Origin of the sequence: Roseivirga sp. UBA838, assembly GCF_002296035.1 — a bacterium.
Lineage (GTDB): Bacteria > Bacteroidota > Bacteroidia > Cytophagales > Cyclobacteriaceae > Roseivirga > Roseivirga thermotolerans.
Genome location: NZ_DBHC01000035.1, coordinates 71,102 through 92,123, shown reverse-complemented (window position 1 = coordinate 92,123; position 21,022 = coordinate 71,102). Strand labels below are relative to the sequence as shown.

The window sequence follows — 21,022 nt, the reverse complement described above, 5'->3', positions numbered from 1 at the left end:
TTTTGTCTAAACGACTTTACGGTGAGCAACCGACTATTTTTACTAGATAAGAATTACATTTTAAAGCAAGCGCAAAAAGACCAGCGAGCCTCTTTGCAGCTCCGTCTAATGGAGATCGTTAAAGAAGGCTATTTTCTGGTGTACAATCCGCTGCGCTTACCCGATACCACCAGTGAGCAAGTTAGACTGTTCCAGACCACAGAACTAGACGTGTTTGACGAGTTATATGATATTCTGGCCGGTATTTACCGTTACCAGATTGGCGATAACCAACTGGAATTACTTTTTGATGGCAGCAGCCACTACGATAAATACGTAACCGACTGGACAGAAGCTTTTTGTGCTTATGCCCAGGAGCTGTGTACCAAAAAGAACTTTATATTAGCCGCCCTTGAACTTACCGTTTTCAGGAGTCCTGAAAAACGAATTGAACTCGCTCAGAACAGAATGAAGGTGGCCATTTTTGAGCATTTCGAACTCAAGGTATACAAGCACAAAGGAATTCAGGCCTACAAGAGCAAAAGCGCTTAGGCCCTTCTTATTTCAAAAGTAGAAAAACCCTCTGCTTCTACTTTATGGGTAAAAGTGGCCTCTACCCGTGCTTGTTCCGGCCCATTCTTACACCAGTCTACAAATTGGTTTAATGCCTGATCACTTCCTTCTGCATGAATTTCAACATCGCCATTGGGCAAATTTCTGCACCAGCCCGTACGCCCAAGGCCTGAGCTTTTTTCTGACAGGAGGCTCTGTAAAAAACTCCCTGCACCTTCCCTTTTACAGTTATACTAATCGCCATTTCCATATTCCTTCATGATTTTTACACCCGAAGAAGTTCCTATTCTATCTGCACCGGCCTCTATCATACGAAGGGCATCAGCATAGCTTCTAATGCCCCCTGAAGCTTTAACCCCTACATGTGCCGGAGCTGTTTTACGCATAAGGCTTACATGGGCTACCTTTGCCCCGGCCGAAGCAAAGCCCGTAGAAGTTTTTACATAATCGGCCCCGGCATCGGCACAGAGTTTAGTTGCTTTTATAATTTCATCGTCAGAAAGTAAGGCCGTTTCCAGTATGACCTTTAAAACTGCCCCGGCCTGGTGGGCCTGATGGGCACATTTAGCCAACTCTATCTTTGTCCAGGGCATTCCTGTTTTAAAAGCCGAAATATTCATCACCACATCCAGCTCGTTGGCCCCTTGTTCCAGAGCCACCTCCATTTCTCTCAGCTTAGTTTCTGTTTGCTGGTATCCTAGCGGAAACCCAACAACGGTGACTAAACCAATGGAGGTTTCCCGAAGCTCTCGGGCTACTTTTTTCACCCAGAAAGGCGGCACACAAACCCCTGCAAAATTATGTTCAAGGGCCTCTTCGATCAAGCCATCCACCTGTCGGGCGGTCAGTTCGGGGCTTAACAAAGTATGTTCTATGTACCGGTTAATTTCCATCGACATAGTCTTGTAAATAGCTAAACCGATCAGTTAACGATCCCTCATTGGCAATGGTTGCCCGTTCAATGATACCATCTACGTCTTCTCCCACCAAATTGGGCAGTATATGAGCAAGAAATTCCTTTCCAAAGTCTTCTGAAGCATTTCTTGGCAACTCGCACGGCAGGTTATCCACGGCCATCACGGTGATATTACCCTCATCTGTAAAGGCCTCTTCCACCCTGTCGTTGCTTGGATTATAGTCATACACCGGGTCTTCAATGGTACTTGGCTTTTTGGTAGAAGGTATAGACCCCTCAATATCACAGGTAATATCGGCTATTACTTTCACCTTAAAATCCTTGGCAGAAATATCTTCTTTGTTGAATAGCACCGGGGCTCTCGGGTCCCAGTATGCTCCGGCTATCAACAAATCGGCCTTTTTAGCATAGGGTAAAAAAGAGGACCTGTAACGATCGGGGTGAGCATAGAATTCATCTCGGTCGAAGATTCCTCCGGCAATTCTCTCATTGTAGTCGCGGGAGTTGAGTTGAGTATAAACCGGTTCGTTAAAATGCTCTTCCAGAAATTCAGCCGGACTTACTTTTCTTATTTTCATGCCATCGAGCACCTCCATCGCTCCTTTAGAAACCCTTCCTCCTCCGGTTAAAATAATCTTGATTTTAGGTAAATCTACTTTCCTGAACTCAGTCTTCAGGTCTTCAAGATCGAAACAGGTATGGGCGGGCCTTAGGTGAAAGAGGTTGAACCGCTTTCCATAGGTAAGAATGCCGTTGTAAGCCCCTACGATTCCCGCATAGCGGCCAAAGGCAATTAGACGTTTGCCATTTTTGTTGGTAAGACATTCCCAGTCGATCAATCTGATTTGTTTTTCAAGAATGGTCTGGAGCAACTTTCGGTTATACTCCTGCTTTTTAATGGTATGCGAAAAAAAGAAATGGGTTTTACCATTTGCCAGCATAGACAAAGGCACTTCTTTTACTCCCAAAATAATATCGCAGTCCGAAACATCATCGACCAAAAGAGCACCCGCCTGCTCATATTCCTCATCGGAGAAGCACCGGATATCGCTTCTTTGACATTTGACAACAACTTCCGGATAAGTTTCCAACAAGGTCTTAACTTGTTGTGGAATAAGTGGAACCCTCCTATCAATTGGAATTTTACCCTCTTTAATAATGCCCAGTTGCAATGATTGCTTCGCCATACGTGTTGCTCAGTTTTGTGCTTCGATTATTCTGTTTGCCAAATTAATATTTCTCTATCTTTAAGACTATGAGGAGTCTGACCTTATTATTTTCTTTTTCGTTTTGGTTGCTCTTGGCCTGTGATTCCACCCCTACGGAAACGGCCACAGAAAACCAGTACATGCTGGACTTGCTGGAAGAACGCCATGCCGATGTGAGGGCACTCGATATTACCTACTACTACAATGCCAAGCGGGCAGCAGCCTATGATTCGCTAAGACAACGTTTTAAAAGAAGTTTCGATGATTATGTCTCTTACAGCTATTGGTATGTGCGTGAGACAATGAACAGTGGCAATACGGAAAAAGCCATTCTGGAAATTGAAAAGTTTAGGAACGAGCTGGCTTCAGAAAGTAAAGCACTAACTCCTCAGTGGGATTATTTCTTCAAACGGCTCGAGGCAGTGGCCTATATTCGGTTGGGTGAACAAACCAATTGCCTGATTAACCATACGGCTGCCTCTTGTATTCTGCCCGTAGCCGGTGATGGCGTTCATATCGACCCTTCCGGCTCTCAACGGGCCATAGAAATTATAGAGCCCCTGTTAAAAGATTATCCCGAAGACCTTGAGCTTGTGTGGCTACTCAATTTGTGTTATCAGACCATAGGAGCCTACCCCCATGGGGTACCTAAGTCTTATTTGATTCCTGAAAAAGCATTTGCTTCTAAATCACTCATTGATCGCTTTGAGGATTATGCACCACAATTGAATGTAGCTGTATCGGGCATAGCCGGAGGCTCAATAATGGAAGACTTCACGGGCGATGGCTATCTGGATTTGGTAGTAACCTCAAGCGGGTTTACTCCGGAAGATCAAATGCGCTTTTTTGTGAACGATGGCAAGGGTGGTTTTATAGACAGAACCAAAGAAGCAGGACTTACAGGACTGGTAGGTGGGCTAAACTGCCAACAAACCGACTATAACAACGATGGCTTAATAGACATATTTGTGCTGCGAGGCGGCTGGTTTGGCCCCTGGGGAAAACACCCCAATTCCTTGCTCAGAAACAACGGAGATGGCACCTTTACCGATGTAACCCGGGAGGCAGGGCTGCTTTCTTTCAACCCTACGCAAACCGCGGCCTGGGCCGATTTCAACAAAGACGGCTGGCTCGATGTATTTATTGGCAACGAATCGTTTATTCCTCCGGGCATGCCTAAAACAGCCGACCCCAAAAGGGTACACAGAGCTGAGTTCTATCTGAATCAGGGCGATGGAACTTTCAAAAACGTTGCGGCCGACCTGGGGCTGGACTTTATAGAAATGATTAAAGGTGTTGTGGCTTTTGATGCCAACAACGATCAATTGACTGACTTGTACCTTTCGGTAAACCAGGGAGAAAACATATTTCTGATGAACCGAGGGAACTTAAAGTTTGAAAATGTGGCCAAACCTCTGGGCATGTTAGAGCCCATTGAGAGTTTTCCTGTAGCCGCTTTTGACTACAACAATGATGGGTTTGAAGATTTACTTGTTTGTGGATATACCTCTACCGGCAAGCCCCTTCCTCATGAGTTTCTGACAGAAATGTTGGGCAATGAACCCGTTGCCGCCTTGCCTCGGCTCTACGAAAACAATGGTGACGGTACTTTTACTGATGTGACGGCTCTGCGAAAAATGAAGCACACCATTTACGGCATGGGATTTAACTATGGCGACCTAAACAATGATGGCTATCTGGATATCTATTTTGGAACAGGAGACCCCAACTTTGAAAGCATTATTCCCAACCGCATGTTTCTGAATATGGGCGGGAAATACTTTGAAGAGGTAACCTACGAGGGCGGATTCTCAAATATTCAAAAAGGACATGGGGTAAGCTGGGGAGACATTGATAACGATGGCGATGAGGATGTGTATATAACCATGGGCGGTGCACATGAAGGCGATGTGTATCAAAATCAGCTGCTCATTAATCCTCTAAAAAACACAAATTGGATAAATATTAGTCTGGAAGGAAAAACCTCTAACAAAGTAGCTATAGGTACCAGGGTGCAAATTACCACCTCAACAGGCCAGCAGATTTTTAGGGTGGTATCTAGCGGAGCCAGCTTTGGAGCCAACAGTTACAGACTGGAGGTGGGGCTTGGTACTGCTACAAGTATTAGCGAGCTGAAAGTGACATGGCCTGCCACAGGAGAACAACAGTTATTTAAGAATGTGGGAGTAAATCAGTTCGTGAAAATTATTGAAGGTAAGGCTGAGTTGCAGCCCATAACCATAACTCCGGTACAATGGTCGGGAGCCCTCCCCAATCATTCGGCAAAACATTAATTATCAGCTCCGGAGCGCCATTCTTTAGCAATTTGAGCGGCTGCTTGTTGCACATATCTGGCCGCGTTGGTCATAGAATCCCGAAAACCGTTGGCTTGATCTCTTAGTTGAACCACCCAGTCTGCTCTCAATTCCCTCTTAATTTCCGGCAAGTTTTCGCAAATTCCACATATTATGCCAATTGGTATATTTCTATTTCCTACTGCCTCTACCACTCCTGCAACCACCTTCCCCGACATGGTCTGGTGATCTAACTTTCCCTCACCCGTCAATATGAGGTTTGCAGAATCGAGTTGCTCTGAAAAATTGAGCATATGCAGAAGTGTATTTACTCCTGATCGAATCTCGGCCCCAAGAAAACTCATTAGGCCATAGCCCAGGCCACCGGCCGCTCCAGCCCCCGGCTGATCTTCCAGGCCATTGCCAAGACAAGCGGCCAGGTTTAGGAGTCCTTTCTCCAGATGCTCCATCTCAGCCACACCGGCTCCTTTTTGTGGAGCAAACACATGTGTAGCCCCATTTGGCCCTGTTAATGGATTGCGCACATCTGAAAGCACAACAAAGGTAATGTCCTTATAAGCACTTAATGCCGTGGTATCTATTTGGTTAATGCGTGCAAGATCTTTCCCCCTGATGGCCGTCAGATTCCTTCCTCCATGGCTCAAAAAACGCACTCCGAGAGCCTCAGCCATCCCGCAGCCACCATCGTTGGTAGCACTACCGCCAATGAGCACAAACACCTCCTTGGCTCCTCGGCCAATGGCATGGGCAATAAGTTCGCCCGTGCCATAGGTAGAAGTGTTCATGGCGGAGCGCTCGAAAGTTTTGAGCAGTGGCAGGCCGGAGGCTTCGGCCATTTCTATATAGGCTCTGTTGCCTTTTAGCAGGTAGTGGGCTAATACAGGTACAAACAGCGGACCTGACACTTCAACACAGACTCGCTCAGCGTTGAGGTTGGACTCCAAGACACTTAACGTTCCCTCTCCACCATCGGCCAAAGGCATACGCACTACTTCTGCTTGGGGAACAACGGTGCGAACGCCCTTTGCCATGGCCGAGCAAACCTCTTCAGCAGTGAGGGAGCTTTTGAACTTATCGGGACAGAGAATTACCTTCATCTTCAGTTTTCTGAATGCTCAATCTACTGAAGCGGGCAGGCAAAACCTATATGAACTTTAAGATTCCGGGGCTAATTGTGAGCTCACGGTATAGCGCAACTCTACTACACCCGACTGATAACTTTTCGTTTCCTTAAGTTCCAACAGGCGCATATGGCGCTCATCGGAAAACAAAGACACACCTTTTCCAACCACAACAGGCATAACAAATACAATAAGCTCATCTAACAACCCAGACTCCAGGCACAAGCTATTTACCTGCCCTCCTCCAATTAACCAAATGTTGTTCCCCGGTTGCGCCTTTATTTGACCTATAGCTGCTACCGGATCTTCATAAATAAAGGTTACGTTTTCATCTTTCTCTTGAGAGCGATCTCTGGTTAGTACATAGTTGGTCTTGCTGGCATAGGGAAATGGCTGCCCAAACCCCAACACCTGTCTGTATGTGCTATTTCCCATGATGGTGGTTTCAATGCCTGCAAAAAAATCAGCATATCCATATGTATGCTCGGGGTTGGGTACCTGATCAAGCCACTCTACCCCAAAGTCTGAGTCGGCAATTTTACCATCCAGGCTAATGGCTATGTAAGCAACTATTTTTCTCATTGTATTGCGTATCTAATAATGGTTCTCAATTTACTCTCCTCTGTTTTTCTGGGGTCTGAGAGGTATATCTCATGGTGTTTTCCAACCACATCGAACCCCTCCCTTTTAACAAACTGTATCAGCTTCTCTACCGTTGCCTTTTCGTTTTCATAAGAGCCTGTATGCAGCATCTGTACACAGAGCCCTTCGTGTATTTCCTCCCACAGCAATCGATGATTTTCCGGAATCTTCTGATCGTTGATTAGTATGGCCATGGCCTCTTTTACATCGGAACCACCTACAAAATCGGGCATACGCAGCAACAACTTCCAATGCCATTGGCTCCTTGGTGTATTTTCATAGGAGGTGTGGCCTTCTACCCACCAAAACCCCTCCAATTTGGGCACCACAAAATCCAGATCTTGTTCTTTGCAGATTGACTTGACCCGATAGGCTAGGCTGTATAGCTGTCCCATTGCATCTAAAAATATTGGGGACTCGGGGGCCGATTGCCCCTGAATACTGAGATAATGGTATGGTTCTAAGTTGACAATTTTGGGCTTTTGATTGGCCGTATAATATTCAGGATAGGTTTTGGCCAAATTGATTTTCTCTGAAACTAACATTAATGGATGATTTTAAAGTGATTGAAAAATTCGGTTTTCTCGTAGGTATCGATCATGTTCGGAGCCTCTCCCGCCTTCATTTTTGCATCCATTTGTTTGGCGGCTTCTTCTGCATAGTGTAAAGACTCCCACTCCACCACATCGATGAACAACTCGGGTTGTCCTACACATTGGTGGGTTGTGTGGCTAACCATTCCCGTAAAGCCCTTGGCTATTTGCCTAAGCTCGGGCAGGCCTTTCTCCATAAAGTCTTTTGATCTTTGGGGCTTAATGCGATAGATGACTATCTCCTTGATGTGTTCTTTGCTCATTTTGTGTTTTTTGAGCAAGTAAGTCCGCACCAGTGACAGCCTTATGTCAGTAGGGTTAAGAAAAATATAAAATCAGAAAGAATTTACTTCGGTTTAGGCAGAGTAGTTGGCCTGTAGCTCTCTTGCTCTTTCTTGCATAATGAGCAATAGCTTATTTGGGCTAATGATACGCACGGCATCGCCCAACGAGACCAACCACCGGGAAAAGAAATCGAGCGATGGTACCAAAAATTTCATTTCAAGCCAGTCTCCTTTGTCCTCTTCGCTCACAAAGCCTTGATAGAATTTTTGGTTGACAATGTACCTGGCTATCTTTCTCTGAACCTGAATGACTACTTCATCCAACTCTGTACCATGCATGAGTTGATTGAGAAACTCGCTGAGTGGAGCTCTCGGCTCAAAACTATCGGGCAGGACTTCAAGCTTCACCAACCGATCGACCCGAAAATCTCTGGGGGCTTCTCTCATTCTGCAATAGGCCAAAAGGTGCCAGCTGTTACCGTAAAACACAAGCCCCATAGGCTCTACCTCGCGTTCGCTCATGGCTCCATTGTAATTGGAATAGTACTTAAATCTGAGCAACTGTTTTCTGGTGAGGGCTTTTTGAATTGTAGCCATGAAGTTGTTAGGAAACGATTCATCGGTTATGGAAGGACTCTGGTTGACCCTAATCTGTTCTTCCAGTCGGGTAAGTTCTTCCTTCTGACCACTTTTCAACACCGATTTTATTTTGAGCATAGCTTCTGAAAAGTGCTGCTTTATGGACAAATCGGTTTGACCTTCGATTAATTTTGCTCCCAAAACCAGAGCATTGGCTTCTTCTGTAGAAAACATAACGGGAGGCAAGTGATAGCCATCCATAATAAAATAGCCTTTGCCTGCCTCTGCCCCAATAGGCACACCGGCCTCTTCTAAGGCCCGCACATCTCTGTAAACCGTGCGCAGGCTAATATCGAACCTATCGGCTATTTCTTGTGCCGTAATGAGCTTCTTGCTCTGCAACTGTATGAGAATAGCCGTTAGTCTGTCAATCCTATTCATTCCGCATAAACATAAAAAATATACTTATCATTGCCTCATGTGGATGGAGCATCTGACATTATTGCTACTTTGGCTTGGGTATTATGGAATGCACAGTGCCCTGGCCTCTAAGCGGGTAAAACAGCTTACAAAATTAGGCAACAGAACCTACCGGCTTCTTTACACTTTTATCAGTACGGTTCTTTTTATCATACTGTTGTTCATAAGTGCCATGATTTATACAATGCTCATGTTTGCCCCCGGTGCAGTAAGCAACTACTTGGGTCTGATGCTCGCAGCAACCGGACTCTTTATTATAAAAAGAGCTTTTAGAGCATATAGTTTTCGTGAATTCATTGGCCTTAAAAAAAGTGAGTATTCGCAGCTGGTAACAACAGGCATACAAAGCAAAGTACGCCACCCACTTTATCTGGGGAGCCTCCTAATAGCTATTGGCTATGTCTTGTTCAATCCTTTGTTCAGTAGTTTGGTTGTTCTGATGGCACTTATTATTTACCTTCCTTTCGGAATTCGGTGGGAAGAAAAAAAGCTGACCGAAGCTTATGGCCACCAATATGAACAATACAAGGAAAAGGTTCCGGCCCTCTTTCCTCGTATAATCAATCCATTTTGAAGCAAAAACTATTTACGTACGTAGCCTTCAGCGGCCTCTTCATTGTTCTTTTAGGAATAGTAAGCAGGCACCTCTCACCGGTGGCTTCCAATTACAGGTCGGGCATGTTTATCGTTGGCTTTTCCCTAATGCTTTTAGGCACAATTTGGCGAGTGGTTACTGAAATGAACGAAAAAGACCAATAGGTTTAACCCTTGGCCAACCACTGATTTAATTACTCTTGGCAATATTGAACCAATTTAGAACCTTTGTTTAATCTACTGCTAAATAGGTATTTATGAGACTGCATTTTTTGAAATGTAACGCACCCATTCTGCTCCTTATATTGCTGGTTTCTTGTGGCCGGCAGTTCGAAAAAGAGCAACCCACATTGTTTGAGCTTTTACCCGCGAATGAAACAGGCATCAACTTCAACAATGTAATGCAGGAGTCCAAAGAGATAAACCTGATGAACTTTGCCCCGATTTATAATGGAGGGGGTGTGGCCGTTGGCGATTTCAACAATGACGGTTTGGAAGATCTGTTCTTTACTGGCAATATGGTTTCGAGCAAGTTGTATCTCAATAAGGGTAATTTTGAGTTTGAAGATATAACGGAAGCCGCGGGACTGACAACCAATGTATGGTGCAATGGAGTTTCGGTGGTAGACATCAACGAAGATGGCTTTCAAGACCTGTATATTGCTGTCTCCGGACCGAACAAGTCCAAGCGCAAAAACCTCCTCTACATAAATCAGGGAGACCTAACCTTTGTAGAAAAAGCCGAAGAATATGGGCTAGCAGACGAAGGTTATTCTACTCACAGCGCCTTCTTCGACTATGATCTGGATGGTGATTTGGACATGTATCTTCTCACTTATGGCAACAATGAAGGCACCGATCTAAAGCTGGTAAACAAAAAAATTGTTGATGGCAGCTCACTTTCTAATGATAAGTTGTTTCGCAACGATGGCAACGGCCGGTTTACAGACGTAACACTGGAGGCGGGAATACTGGTTGAAGGTTATGGCCTGGGATTAGCCATCAATGATTTTAACAATGACCTTTACCCTGATATCTATGTGAGTAATGACTTTTTGTTCGATGACATAGTGTACATTAACAATGGTGACGGCACCTTTACTGACCGTGCCAAAGACTATCTGAAACACACTAGCCAGTTTGGAATGGGGGTCGATGTACAAGACTTTAACAATGACCTGCTACCCGATATAGTTCAGGTGGACATGATGCCCGAAGACAACTACCGGCAGAAGAAGATTCTTGGCCCTATGGCCTTCGATTTTTTTAACCTTTCCATTAAAGAGGGCTATACTCCTCAGTTTATGCGCAATACACTCCAACTTAACAAAGCAGAAACGGGCTTTGCCGAAATTGGTCAGTTTGCCGGAATTCATGAAACCGACTGGAGCTGGGCTCCGGTGTTTGCCGACTATGATGCCAACGGACAGAAGGATCTGATTATAACCAATGGTTTTAGAAGAAATGTAACTGACTTTGATTTCAGGAACTATGTTCGCGAACAACTGGAGTTGGCCAAGGAAAAAGGCAACGACCCGGACGAAGTAGCTCTAGCCATTGTGCAAAAAACCAACGACATAAAGCTGCCCAATTATGCCTATGCTTATAACGGAGACCTCACCTTTACCAAAGCTACCGATACATGGGGGCTGAGCGCACCAACCTGGTCCAATGGTATGATCTATGCCGACCTGGACAATGATGGAGACCTTGACTTAGCCATATCTAATATAGATGACGTGGCCCACATCTATAAGAACACCTTAAATGATACCCCGGAAAAACCAAACTACGTGAAGGTAAAACTGGAAGGCACGGAGAAAAACCCTGAGGGCATTGGTGCCAAAATAGTGATTCGGCAAAGCAATGTGCAACAATCTCATTATCAGTCTAAAACAAGAGGCTACCTTTCTACTCTAAGCCCAATCATTCATTTTGGTCTTGGAAAAAACACAGCTCCAGTTACTATAGAAGTAACGTGGCCCAATGGGCTTAAAGAAAGCCGAGAAGTAGAAACAAACAGCACTGCAACGTTCGATATTACCCAAGCCAAAGCTGGTGACGTCCCAAAGGCAATACAGCTAACAACAGGCAACCAGGCTTTGGAGTTTGGACTTGGACATATAGCCAAAGAAAATGACTATGTAGACTTTTACTATGAACCCCTACTACCCCATAGGCTCTCTCAGCAAGGGCCTGCCATGGCTGTGGGCGATGTAAATGGAGATGGACTGGATGATCTGTTTATTGGTGGCTCGTCTAATCTCCCCAACTATTTGTTCATCCAAAACAATGGCCAATTCGTAACAAAAGAACTTGCCCTTGGCCAACCGTCTGAAGATACGGACGCCCTGTTTTTTGATGCCGATGGCGATGGAGATTTGGACTTATATGTTTGCTCCGGAAGCAATGAATTCAATAAAAATAGCCCTGTATACCAAGACCGGCTCTACCTCAATGATGGCAAAGGTAACTTTAGTTTATCCGACAATTTACCATCTATGCTTACGAGCTCGTCTGTGGTTAGAGCTGCGGACTTTGACAATGATGGAGATCTTGATCTGTTTGTGGGTGGAGCCCTCAGCCCAAGGGAATACCCGCTTCCCGGAACCTCATATCTGCTTAGAAATGAAAAAGGAAGGTTTTTTGATGTAACCGATAGCCTGGCTCCCGAGCTCAGAAACATTGGCATGGTAAGAGATGCTCAATGGGCCGATATTGACGGAAACGGGACGCATGATTTAGTCCTGGTAGGCGAGTTTATGCCTGTGACTATTTTTGAGCAAGAAAACGGAGAGTTCTCCAACAAAACCAGTACATACGGATTAGAAAAATCCACCGGTTGGTGGAATACCGTTTGGGTAGATGATGTTGATGGTAATGGCTACCCTGACATACTAGCCGGAAATCTGGGGCTTAACACTAAGTATCAGGTATCGCCCAACGAACCCTTGAGTGTCTATGCCAAAGACTACGATCGCAATGGAATGATTGACGCTATCATGAGTTGCTACATTAACGGTGAGCAGCATCTCTTGCACTCCAAAAGTACGCTGGAGGCTCAGGTGGTTTCCTTTAAAAAGCGCTTCCTTAAACATGAACCTTTTGCTCAGGCCAATTTCAATGAGATTGTACCTGAAAATCTGCGATCTGACGCCTACACGCGTCATGTATATACTTTTAAGCACACTGCTTTTATGGGCAATGGCAAGGATTTCCGCTCCGTAGAGCTTCCTTTGGCCACTCAAATAGCTCCACTCCAAAAAATAATCAAGAAGGATAGTCGATACTATTTGAGTGGAAACAATTACTCCACTGAAGTAACAGTAGGGCAATACGATGCCAGTAGAGGTTTCGAAATACGATATAATGATAACCTAAAGCAATTCGAGCTAGTCAGCAACAGTGAATACCGGGCATTAGGCGACATTAAGAATGCTGTGCTCTTGGAAATTGGCGACAGAAAGGTAGTTGTTCATGGAGTAAACAATGACACCCTTTATGTTAGAGAGCTAAAATAAAAAGAGGAATAGCGCAGGCTATTCCTCTTCATCACTTTTACCTTTAATTTCGTCCAGGTCATCCCTGTCTCGTAATTTTTTATCGTCTACCTTCTTATTCAGAAACTCATTGATTTTATCAATTGGCAGACTTTTCTGTATTTCGCCAAACGAATCGATGTTTAGTTCTAACCCTTCGAGCTCTTTGGCTACTTTGGGCTTATCTTGTTGTTTCTTTTTAGCCATAACTCTAGTTCTATTTCAATACATCGGCTGCCTTTTTTATACGCTCTGACACCTCATCGGCTCCGAGCAATGCCACTATTTCCATTAAATCAGGGCCTCCGGCCTGTCCGGTAAGAGCCAATCGCAACGCAGGCATTACTTTACCAATGGGTGTTCCGTCTTTCTCCAGTATTTTCTGAAGCGTTTCCTTGGCCACCCCGGCATCTAATGTCTGTTGCTCCTTGAGTGCTTGCACATACTCGGTCAACTTTTCGGCAGCTTCATTACTCCACTTTTTACGGGCCACCTTTTCATCGTAAGTGTTAGGGGCTTCAAAGTAAAAACGACCTGCTTCAGGCATTTCTTGAATGAAGGTAACTCTTTCTTTAAGAGATACCGCAATTGCTTTTGCTCTGTCGGGCTCAACTTCTCGATCTAGCAGTTCAAGAAACCGGGCAGTAAGATCATTCTCATCCATAAACTTAAGGTACTGTTGGTTGAACCACTTGGCCTTTTCGATATCGAACTTTGCCCCGGCCTTATTAATTTTCTCAAGGCTAAAGGCATCAATCAGATCATTCATGCTGAACAATTCTTTCTCTCCGCCCGGATTCCAACCCAAAAGGGCCAGGAAATTGATAAACGCATCGGGAAGGTAGCCCGCTTCTCTAAAGCCCACAGAAAGTTCTCCGGTATCGGGGTCTTGCCAGTTGAGCGGAAAAATAGGGAAACCTAATTGATCGGCAGCTCTTTTACTCAACTTGCCATTCCCATCAGGCTTTAGCAACAACGGTAAATGGGCAAATTCCGGAGCCTGCCAGCCAAAGTACTGATAGAGCATAATGTGCAATGGAGCAGAAGGTAGCCACTCTTCTCCACGGATAACATGTGAGATTTCCATTAGGTGATCATCGACAATGTTAGCCAAGTGATAGGTTGGCATACCATCAGACTTCAGCAACACTTTATCATCTAAAGTTGCTGTGTTAACCACTACCCAACCACGCACTATGTCTTTGAAACGAACATCTTCATTTCTCGGCAGCTTTACCCGTATTACATATGGCTCACCTGCATCAATTCTGGCTTGCGTTTCTTCTTCGCTGAGTGTAAGCGAATTGGTCATTTGCATGCGAGTTACAGCATTGTACTGAGGGTTGGCTACGCGAGCTTCTTTTAGGCGTTCGCGCATAGCATCCAACTCCTCTGGCGTATCAAAGGCATAGTAGGCTTTACCTTCTTGCACCAGTCTCTGAGCAAAACTTAGATAGGTCTCCTTTCGCTCCGACTGACGGTAGGGGCCAAAACTACCACCATAGTTTACACCTTCATCGGGCACAATACCGGCCCATTTCAGCGATTCTTCGATGTAGGCCTCTGCTCCCGGTACAAAGCGGGTTTGGTCAGTATCTTCTATTCTCAGAATAAAAGTTCCTTTATGCTTTTTAGCAAAAAGGTAATTGTACAAAGCTGTCCTTACTCCACCAATATGTAGTGCCCCGGTTGGACTAGGGGCAAAACGTACTCTTACACTCATGATCTATTCTTCAATTAGGCCGCAAATATATAAAGTCTTTGGCCAACAACCTTTTAAAGCCTAAAGGTCTACGGCAATGCAGGAGATTTCTACATTAACATCTTTAGGCAACCTGGCCACTTCTACAGTTTCGCGTGCCGGAGGATCGGCCTTAAAATACTGCCCGTAAGCTTCGTTTATAGTCGCAAACTGGTTCATATCTTTAATGAAGATGCTGCACTTTACAACGTTTTTAAATGTCATGCCTGCTTGTGAAAGAATGGCTTCAATATTTTTCATCACCTGATGGGTTTCTTCGGTAATGTTTTCGTTTATCATTTCTCCGGTTACCTGATCGAAAGGAATTTGACCTGAAACAAAAAGCATGTTACCTGCTTTTACAGCCTGACTATAAGGGCCAATTGGTGCAGGAGCCTGATCGCTAATAATGATCTTTTTAGACATATTCGTTTAGTTTTAGAGAATCAATAGTTTTGTGCCAAATTAGTTATTTATGAAACTTCTTGTCGTAGGCCAACCCTCTGAATTTGCCGAGTTCAATGAAAAGTTTGGCAATGAACACCAAATAACCCTGAGCGAAACACTACCATCGCATGAATTAATCAGTGCCTCGGACATAATATTCGATTTTTCACTGGATCAGGAACCAGAGAACTTTGAAGTATATGCTGGCATGGAGGGACTCAATTTATTTGTGAATAGTCCTAAGATTAGCCTTGCTGAAATGGCCTATTTTCAAGAAGAAGTAAAATGCAATCTTTTTGGTTTCAATGGGCTTCCAACCTTTATTAACCGATCGATTTTAGAGGTTTCGTTTCTTGATAATCGTCCAAAGTTAGAGGAACTATGCGAAGCCTTACATACCGACTATGAGATAGTAGAAGATAGGGTAGGGATGGTTACCCCAAGGGTAGTCTGTATGATCATAAACGAAGCTTTTTATACCGTACAGGAAGGGACTGCCTCTAGAGAAGATATAGACCAAGGGATGAAACTCGGAACAAACTACCCTTATGGCCCCTTTGAATGGGTGAAACGCATGGGTATAAGCCATGTGTATGAGGTGCTGGAAGCTATTTATGAAGACACAAAAGAAGAGAGGTACAAAATATGCCCTCTCCTCAAACGTGAATATCTCTTAAGTTAGTTATTCTACTGTTACCGACTTGGCCAGATTTCTGGGTTGGTCTACATTACAGCCTCTCATTACAGCTATGTGATAGCTTAGCAGCTGTAGTGGCACTACAGAAATTAGAGGCATAAGCGCTTCATGAGCAGCCGGCACCTCAATGATGTGATCGGCCATTGATCCTATCTCTGTATCTCCTTCGGTAACCACAGCAATAACCTGCCCCTTTCTGGCTTTTACTTCCTGAATGTTAGAAACAATCTTTTCGTATGAGCCGTCTTTGGTCGCAATAAACACCACCGGCATATTTTCATCAATAAGCGCAATAGGTCCGTGTTTCATTTCAGCTGCCGGGTACCCCTCTGCGTGTATGTATGAAATTTCTTTGAGCTTCAACGCCCCTTCCAGAGCCACCGGGAAATTATAGCCTCTACCCAAGTATAAGAAGTTGGTGGCGTTCTTAAATTTCTCTGAAATTATTTCAATCTGTGGGTTAAGATCAAGGCATTTAGCTACCTTATCAGGTATAGCATCGAGCTCCAGCAATAAGTTTCTGTAAACGCTTTCTTTAATAGCCCCTTTTCTGTGCGCAATCATTAAAGCCATCATGGCAAGCACAGAGATTTGGGCCGTAAATGCTTTGGTACTTGCTACACCTATTTCCGGACCCGCATGTGTATAGCTTCCGGCATGTGTAGCTCTTGGAATTGAGCTTCCAACAACATTACAAACTCCCAGAATGGTAGCTCCTTTACTCTTGGCCAGCTCAATTGCCGCCAAAGTGTCGGCAGTTTCACCAGACTGAGATATAGCAATAACCACATCTTTTTCACCCACCACAGGATTTCTATACCTAAACTCTGAGGCATATTCTACCTCTACAGGTATTCTACAAAATTCCTCGAAAATATACTCGGCCACCAAACCGGCATGCCAAGAGGTACCACAAGCAATAATCAGAATGCGATCGGCATTAGTGATTTTATTGATATAATCTTGAATACCTCCCAGGTGAAGATGACCTTCGTTGGCATTTAGTCTTCCCCTTAAACAGTCACCAATAGATCTAGGCTGCTCAAAAATTTCTTTTAGCATAAAGTGCTCATATCCGCCTTTCTCTATAGCCTCAAGCTCCATATCTATTTTTTGGATATAGGGCTTCATTTCAACATCCTCAATGTTTTTTATAGTAAGGTTGTTGTTTTCAATAATGGCTATTTCCTGATCATCCAGATAAACCACTTCATTTGTGTATTCAATTATAGGCGTTGCATCAGAAGCAAGAAAGAATTCATTTTTACCTAAACCTACCACCAACGGGCTCCCCTTTCTGGCGGCTATCACCAGGTCAGGATTTTCTGTAGAAAGTATAACAATAGCGTAGGCACCAATTACTTTAGTCAAAGCGAGTCTCACCGCTTCGGCCAAATCTACCTGTGTATTTTGATAGATGTCTTCTATAAAGTTTATAAAAACTTCGGAGTCGGTTTCACTTTTAAAAGTGTAGCCTTTTTTGGTAAGTTCAGTTTTGATTGCGGCATAGTTTTCAATAATACCGTTATGAATCATCACCAGCTTTCCACTGTTAGAAACATGTGGGTGTGCATTATGATCGCTCGGAGCCCCATGAGTAGCCCATCGGGTATGCCCAATACCTACTTTAGCCCCAAGAGGCTTATCCTTAGCAAAATCATGTAGAGTAGCTACTTTACCTTGTTTCTTATATACATTAAGGTCGCCATCTAAAAGGGCAACCCCTGCACTGTCATATCCTCTGTATTCTAATCTCTGAAGCCCCTTAATAATAACAGGATAGGCTTCTCTATGACCTATATATCCAACAATTCCGCACATGAGATTTTTTTTGAAAAGTAATAAAAATCGAGGGCTTACCTCAACTCAGAATAGAAAATCTTGATGCTCAGGTTGTCCTTGTTAAAAGTAAACCCCCTCAGTGTAGAGTTCATGTCTGAAGGGTAAAGGAAGTATTCATCCCTTCGGTAGTCGTCTTGATAATAGACTTTAACAAACGATGTAATAGAGGCAGAGTACTTTTTTGTTTCCTTATTGTATCGAAGCAACACAGGGAAATTACTAATGAGCTGACTCGAACCATCTTGCTGGATAGAGCGGTAGGATGACCCGTCTCTAATCCTGGTATTACGCTCATCGGTTAAATAGAGCAATAGCGAATTGGGCAGTGTTTGCAAGTTGGAGGGTTCTTCTATAGGCCCAATTTCTATGTGAGCCGAGTTAATTATGGCTCCCTGAACCGTTTCGCTAAAAGACACCAATTGATTCAAATTAAGCTTTGTAACCAGTCCGGAGCCTGAATGGACCGCAAGGCTATTTGTACCCGAGTACTCTGTATTGGTCTGATCTACCACACCAAATTCCGTAGCACTTCTATCGTAAGCCACGTTAAAAAAGTAGGGCATATTAAAGCCGTTCATTTCGAAGTACCTGCTCACCACATCTGTGTTGTCAGCATTAGGCTCGTTATAATAAACTCTAATTCTAAAGTCTACCCCTGGCGTGAAACCAAATACATTGCCTTGGTCTGCCGCAGCTCTAAACGCTATACCGGGCAAATACTGGCTAAAGTTCTCCTGATTCTCAAAATTTGAGCTTCCGTTCTTTAAGCCATTAAAAAGTTCATTACCCCAAGCATCGTCACCCAACATGGCATAGACCGAGTCAGTGTCCTCAATAACAAAACTACCCGATGCCAACAATCGGTTACTATACTCCAAGCTATTAGAGGCTATGTAAAGCGTGTCTTCAAACTCTTCTGTAATGTCGAAAAGCTCAAGATCTAGATCTCTGTTGGTCGATGAGGTATCGTGCATGTAGTTGATCTTGAACTCAATTCTTACAGAATCGTACTTGGCATCATCGTCAAAACTGGGAATATTCCCTGTTCTGCCATTAATGGCCAAAAATCCTGTAGCCGTATAGTTGCCCAACAAGGTGTTGTTTAGGCTACCTACTAAAAAACGGCCCTGATATGCCGTTATTACTGAGTCCAGCTGAACCAGCGAACTTTCGATAGCCACATTGGTAGTATTAAATTCTACCGGGGCAACATCGTCTGTTGCTAATCCAAAATCTCCCTTCTCCTCACAAGAATATAAAATTGCGAGGCCCAAAAGCAGAGCCCCGCAACTTTTAATCTTAGCCAACAAGTTCATTATATAAGTTGTAGTACGAATCTAAGAAGTTATCGTCCTTCTCTATGGTGTTAACTGTTTTCTGTTTTTCGATCTCCTCGAGCAGTTGATTAAGACTTTCGCTCACCTCTTCTTCTGCTTTAATAACCGCATCGGCATATTGTGCCCCGGTTTTAATAAAGCCTGCAAAGTCGGCCGACTTTAGGTTTTCGAGCATACTGTCGGAGATATCCATCATCTTCACCTTATCCAACAAGTCTTCGTCAAACTGATGAGCAAAAGAATTATTGTAAATGGTAAATACCGTTTTCGTATCCTGGAAGAGCGGATCGTTCTTGTAAGTAGTTTTTAAGTACAGCGGAATTAGGCTGGTCATCCAATCATTGCAATGTACAATGTCAGGGGTCCAACCCAGTTTTTTTACTGTCTCAAGTACTCCTTTACAGAAGAAAATCGCTCTCTCGTCATTATCCTTGTAGAAGTTGTCGTTCTTATCGAAGAAGACAGACTTTCTATGGAAATAATCTTCGTTGTCAATAAAGTAAACCTGAAGTTTCGCATTAGGAATTGAAGCAACCTTTATTACCAGGGGCTTCTCCTCATCACCAACGGCAATGTTAATGCCAGACAACCTAACCACTTCATGGAGTCTGTTCTTTCTCTCATTTATGAGACCGAAGCGCGGAACCAAAATCCTGATTTCCATACCTCGCTCTTGCATGGCCTGTGGTAATTTGCGCACAAAGTCTGCAACAGCCGAAGTTTGGAGAAAAGGGTTGATCTCACTCGCTACGTAAAGAATCCTTAATTTTGACATATTTAATGGAAATTTAATGAAACCTCTTTGCTAAAAAGAAGCACAAAAGTACGGATTTTTGGTCAAAATTCCTTCAAATCAACGAAAAAGGCTTTGAATCATGATTGAAAGTCGCGTTAATATTGGTTAATCGCTCATGAAAGTTTGTTCTACCGTAAAAAGTCTGCGAAAATCTCTTGAACCTCTAAGAGGCAAATTCAGCATTGGATTTGTACCTACAATGGGAGCCCTACATGCCGGCCACATAAGCCTCATAGAGCAAGCAAAGTCGGCAACAGACATCACTGTTGCCTCCATATTTGTGAACCCCACTCAATTTAACAACCGCGAAGACCTGGCCCTCTACCCAAGAACTCTGGAAGCCGACCTTCGCAAGTTAGAGGAAGCCGGATGTGACTACGTATTTACACCTTCTACTGACGAGATGTATCCGCAAAGCTCAGAGGTGACCCTTAAGCTTGGCAGCATTGCCAATGAGTTAGAAGGCAAGTTCAGACCCGGCCACTTTGATGGTGTAGGACTGGTGGTTTCCAAGCTTTTTAACATTGTTCAGCCTCAAAAGGCATTTTTTGGTCAAAAAGACCTCCAACAGTACTTCGTTATTCAAAAACTGATCAGCGAGTTTAATTTTCCAATTCATCTGTTTATGGTACCCACCAAAAGAGAGCCGGGAGGGTTGGCCATGTCATCCAGAAACGAGCGTCTTGCAAGTTCAGACCGGCAAGAAGCCTGTCTGTTGTATCAGGCCCTGCAAAAGGCTCAGCAGTTACTACTCCAGGAACATAGTATTGAACAAGCCAAAAAAGAGGTCAAAGAACTAATTGCAAGTTCCGGGCGTTTACAACTCGAGTATTTTGAGGTGGTTAGCACCACTGATTTTAAACCTTTAAAAAAGGTAGAAAATAAACAAAGCACCGCGCTGTGCATTGCTGCAGAAATTGGAGGAGTTAGACTAATAGACAACTTACTGTTAATTTCTTAGCTTTGCGCTCGCTTTGGGGGAGAAGAAATGCAGATAGAAGTTTTTAAATCTAAAATACATCGGGCAAAAGTTACTCAGGCAGAGTTGCACTATGTGGGTAGCATAACGCTGGACGAAGCCCTAATGGAAGCTGCCGACCTTATTGAAAATGAAAAGGTTCAGATTGTAAATGTTAATAACGGTGAGCGATTTGAAACCTATGTGATTAAAGGGGAAAGAAACAGCGGAACCGTATGCTTAAATGGCCCCGCAGCCCGAAAAGTACAGGTAGGAGATATAATCATTATTATCTCATACGGAATAATGGATAAAGAAGAAGCCAAAAATCACCGGCCAACAGTTATATTTCCAGACCAAAACAATAGCCTTAATTAATAC

21 protein-coding genes are annotated in these 21,022 nt (G+C 43.8%); 7 read left to right on the top strand and 14 right to left on the bottom strand.

Annotation, left to right across the window (positions count from 1 at the left end):
- The first annotated feature begins 21 nt into the window (after nt 1-21).
- On the top strand, nt 22-531 hold the full coding sequence (locus B3O12_RS12630; protein ID WP_286756528.1) for a hypothetical protein: 510 nt from the start codon (nt 22-24) through the stop codon (nt 529-531).
- On the opposite strand, the gene B3O12_RS12625 is transcribed toward B3O12_RS12630, so the two are convergent.
- The 3 genes from B3O12_RS12625 to B3O12_RS12615 are packed head-to-tail and all read right to left on the bottom strand — an operon-like array spanning nt 528 to nt 2,655.
- Nucleotides 528-740 carry an acylphosphatase gene (locus B3O12_RS12625; protein WP_286756566.1) on the bottom strand — a complete coding sequence of 71 codons (213 nt, stop codon included), beginning with the start codon at nt 738-740 and terminating at the stop codon, nt 528-530. The genes B3O12_RS12630 and B3O12_RS12625 overlap by 4 nt on opposite strands.
- Before the next feature lie 45 nt (nt 741-785).
- A complete protein-coding gene (deoC, locus tag B3O12_RS12620; protein WP_286756526.1) occupies nt 786-1,445 on the bottom strand; it encodes a deoxyribose-phosphate aldolase in 660 nt (219 codons plus the stop codon).
- Nucleotides 1,435-2,655 (bottom strand): NAD(P)-dependent oxidoreductase, encoded by a 1,221-nt coding sequence (locus B3O12_RS12615; protein WP_286756525.1) that lies wholly within the window; start codon nt 2,653-2,655, stop codon nt 1,435-1,437. The genes deoC and B3O12_RS12615 overlap by 11 nt, the downstream gene beginning before the upstream one ends.
- Nucleotides 2,656-2,723: 68 nt before the next feature.
- On the opposite strand from B3O12_RS12615, the gene B3O12_RS12610 reads away from it, so the two are divergent.
- Entirely contained in the window at nt 2,724-4,970 is a 2,247-nt protein-coding gene (locus tag B3O12_RS12610; protein WP_286756524.1) for a CRTAC1 family protein, read from the top strand.
- Here the strand turns inward: B3O12_RS12610 and B3O12_RS12605 are convergent.
- The 5 genes from B3O12_RS12605 to B3O12_RS12585 form a co-directional block, all read right to left on the bottom strand.
- Nucleotides 4,967-6,088 (bottom strand): glycerate kinase, encoded by a 1,122-nt coding sequence (locus B3O12_RS12605; protein WP_286756523.1) that lies wholly within the window; start codon nt 6,086-6,088, stop codon nt 4,967-4,969. The two genes, B3O12_RS12610 and B3O12_RS12605, sit on opposite strands and share 4 nt — an antisense overlap.
- Before the next feature lie 57 nt (nt 6,089-6,145).
- Entirely contained in the window at nt 6,146-6,694 is a 549-nt protein-coding gene (locus tag B3O12_RS12600; RefSeq protein ID WP_286756522.1) for a dihydrofolate reductase family protein, read from the bottom strand.
- A complete protein-coding gene (locus tag B3O12_RS12595; RefSeq protein WP_286756521.1) occupies nt 6,691-7,299 on the bottom strand; it encodes a GyrI-like domain-containing protein in 609 nt (202 codons plus the stop codon). Before B3O12_RS12595 ends, B3O12_RS12600 begins: the two co-directional genes overlap by 4 nt.
- Nucleotides 7,299-7,610: an antibiotic biosynthesis monooxygenase family protein gene (locus B3O12_RS12590; protein WP_189629096.1), complete on the bottom strand. Its 312-nt coding sequence runs from the start codon at nt 7,608-7,610 to the stop codon at nt 7,299-7,301. Before B3O12_RS12590 ends, B3O12_RS12595 begins: the two co-directional genes overlap by 1 nt.
- A 93-nt stretch (nt 7,611-7,703) precedes the next feature.
- Entirely contained in the window at nt 7,704-8,651 is a 948-nt protein-coding gene (locus B3O12_RS12585) for a helix-turn-helix transcriptional regulator (protein WP_286756520.1), read from the bottom strand.
- 43 nt (nt 8,652-8,694) lie between these two features.
- On the opposite strand from B3O12_RS12585, the gene B3O12_RS12580 reads away from it, so the two are divergent.
- Nucleotides 8,695-9,264 (top strand): methyltransferase family protein, encoded by a 570-nt coding sequence (locus tag B3O12_RS12580; protein WP_286756519.1) that lies wholly within the window; start codon nt 8,695-8,697, stop codon nt 9,262-9,264.
- Between the two features lie 277 nt (nt 9,265-9,541).
- On the top strand, nt 9,542-12,805 hold the full coding sequence (locus B3O12_RS12575; protein WP_286756518.1) for an FG-GAP-like repeat-containing protein: 3,264 nt from the start codon (nt 9,542-9,544) through the stop codon (nt 12,803-12,805).
- Nucleotides 12,806-12,823: 18 nt separating this feature from the next.
- Here B3O12_RS12575 and B3O12_RS12570 read toward each other — a convergent pair whose 3' ends face one another.
- From B3O12_RS12570 to B3O12_RS12560, 3 genes are read right to left on the bottom strand one after another with little or no spacing between them, the layout of a single operon-like run.
- On the bottom strand, nt 12,824-13,030 hold the full coding sequence (locus B3O12_RS12570) for a hypothetical protein (RefSeq protein ID WP_189629091.1): 207 nt from the start codon (nt 13,028-13,030) through the stop codon (nt 12,824-12,826).
- 10 nt (nt 13,031-13,040) lie between these two features.
- Nucleotides 13,041-14,546, bottom strand: a complete 1,506-nt coding sequence (gltX, locus tag B3O12_RS12565; RefSeq protein WP_286756517.1) for a glutamate--tRNA ligase — start codon at nt 14,544-14,546, stop codon at nt 13,041-13,043.
- 60 nt (nt 14,547-14,606) lie between these two features.
- Complete coding sequence (locus B3O12_RS12560) at nt 14,607-14,990, bottom strand: RidA family protein (RefSeq protein WP_189629089.1); 384 nt, start codon at nt 14,988-14,990, stop codon at nt 14,607-14,609.
- A 49-nt stretch (nt 14,991-15,039) separates the two neighbouring features.
- Between B3O12_RS12560 and B3O12_RS12555 the strand changes: the two genes are divergently transcribed.
- Complete coding sequence (locus tag B3O12_RS12555; protein WP_286756516.1) at nt 15,040-15,693, top strand: 3-hydroxyacyl-CoA dehydrogenase family protein; 654 nt, start codon at nt 15,040-15,042, stop codon at nt 15,691-15,693.
- Here B3O12_RS12555 and glmS read toward each other — a convergent pair whose 3' ends face one another.
- Genes glmS through B3O12_RS12540 form a run of 3 tightly spaced genes read right to left on the bottom strand, consistent with a single transcriptional unit; the run spans nt 15,694 to nt 19,662 of the window.
- Nucleotides 15,694-17,529 (bottom strand): glutamine--fructose-6-phosphate transaminase (isomerizing), encoded by a 1,836-nt coding sequence (glmS, locus tag B3O12_RS12550; RefSeq protein WP_286756515.1) that lies wholly within the window; start codon nt 17,527-17,529, stop codon nt 15,694-15,696.
- A 35-nt stretch (nt 17,530-17,564) separates the two neighbouring features.
- Nucleotides 17,565-18,857 carry a DUF4270 family protein gene (locus B3O12_RS12545; RefSeq protein WP_286756514.1) on the bottom strand — a complete coding sequence of 431 codons (1,293 nt, stop codon included), beginning with the start codon at nt 18,855-18,857 and terminating at the stop codon, nt 17,565-17,567.
- Nucleotides 18,850-19,662, bottom strand: coding sequence for a glycogen/starch synthase (locus B3O12_RS12540; protein WP_189629085.1), 813 nt, complete (start codon nt 19,660-19,662; stop codon nt 18,850-18,852). Before B3O12_RS12540 ends, B3O12_RS12545 begins: the two co-directional genes overlap by 8 nt.
- Before the next feature lie 136 nt (nt 19,663-19,798).
- Here B3O12_RS12540 and panC point away from each other — a divergent pair, with 136 nt between their 5' ends.
- Complete coding sequence (gene panC / locus B3O12_RS12535) at nt 19,799-20,644, top strand: pantoate--beta-alanine ligase (RefSeq protein ID WP_286756513.1); 846 nt, start codon at nt 19,799-19,801, stop codon at nt 20,642-20,644.
- A 27-nt stretch (nt 20,645-20,671) separates the two neighbouring features.
- Entirely contained in the window at nt 20,672-21,019 is a 348-nt protein-coding gene (gene panD / locus B3O12_RS12530; RefSeq protein ID WP_189629083.1) for an aspartate 1-decarboxylase, read from the top strand.
- Nucleotides 21,020-21,022: the final 3 nt, after the last annotated feature.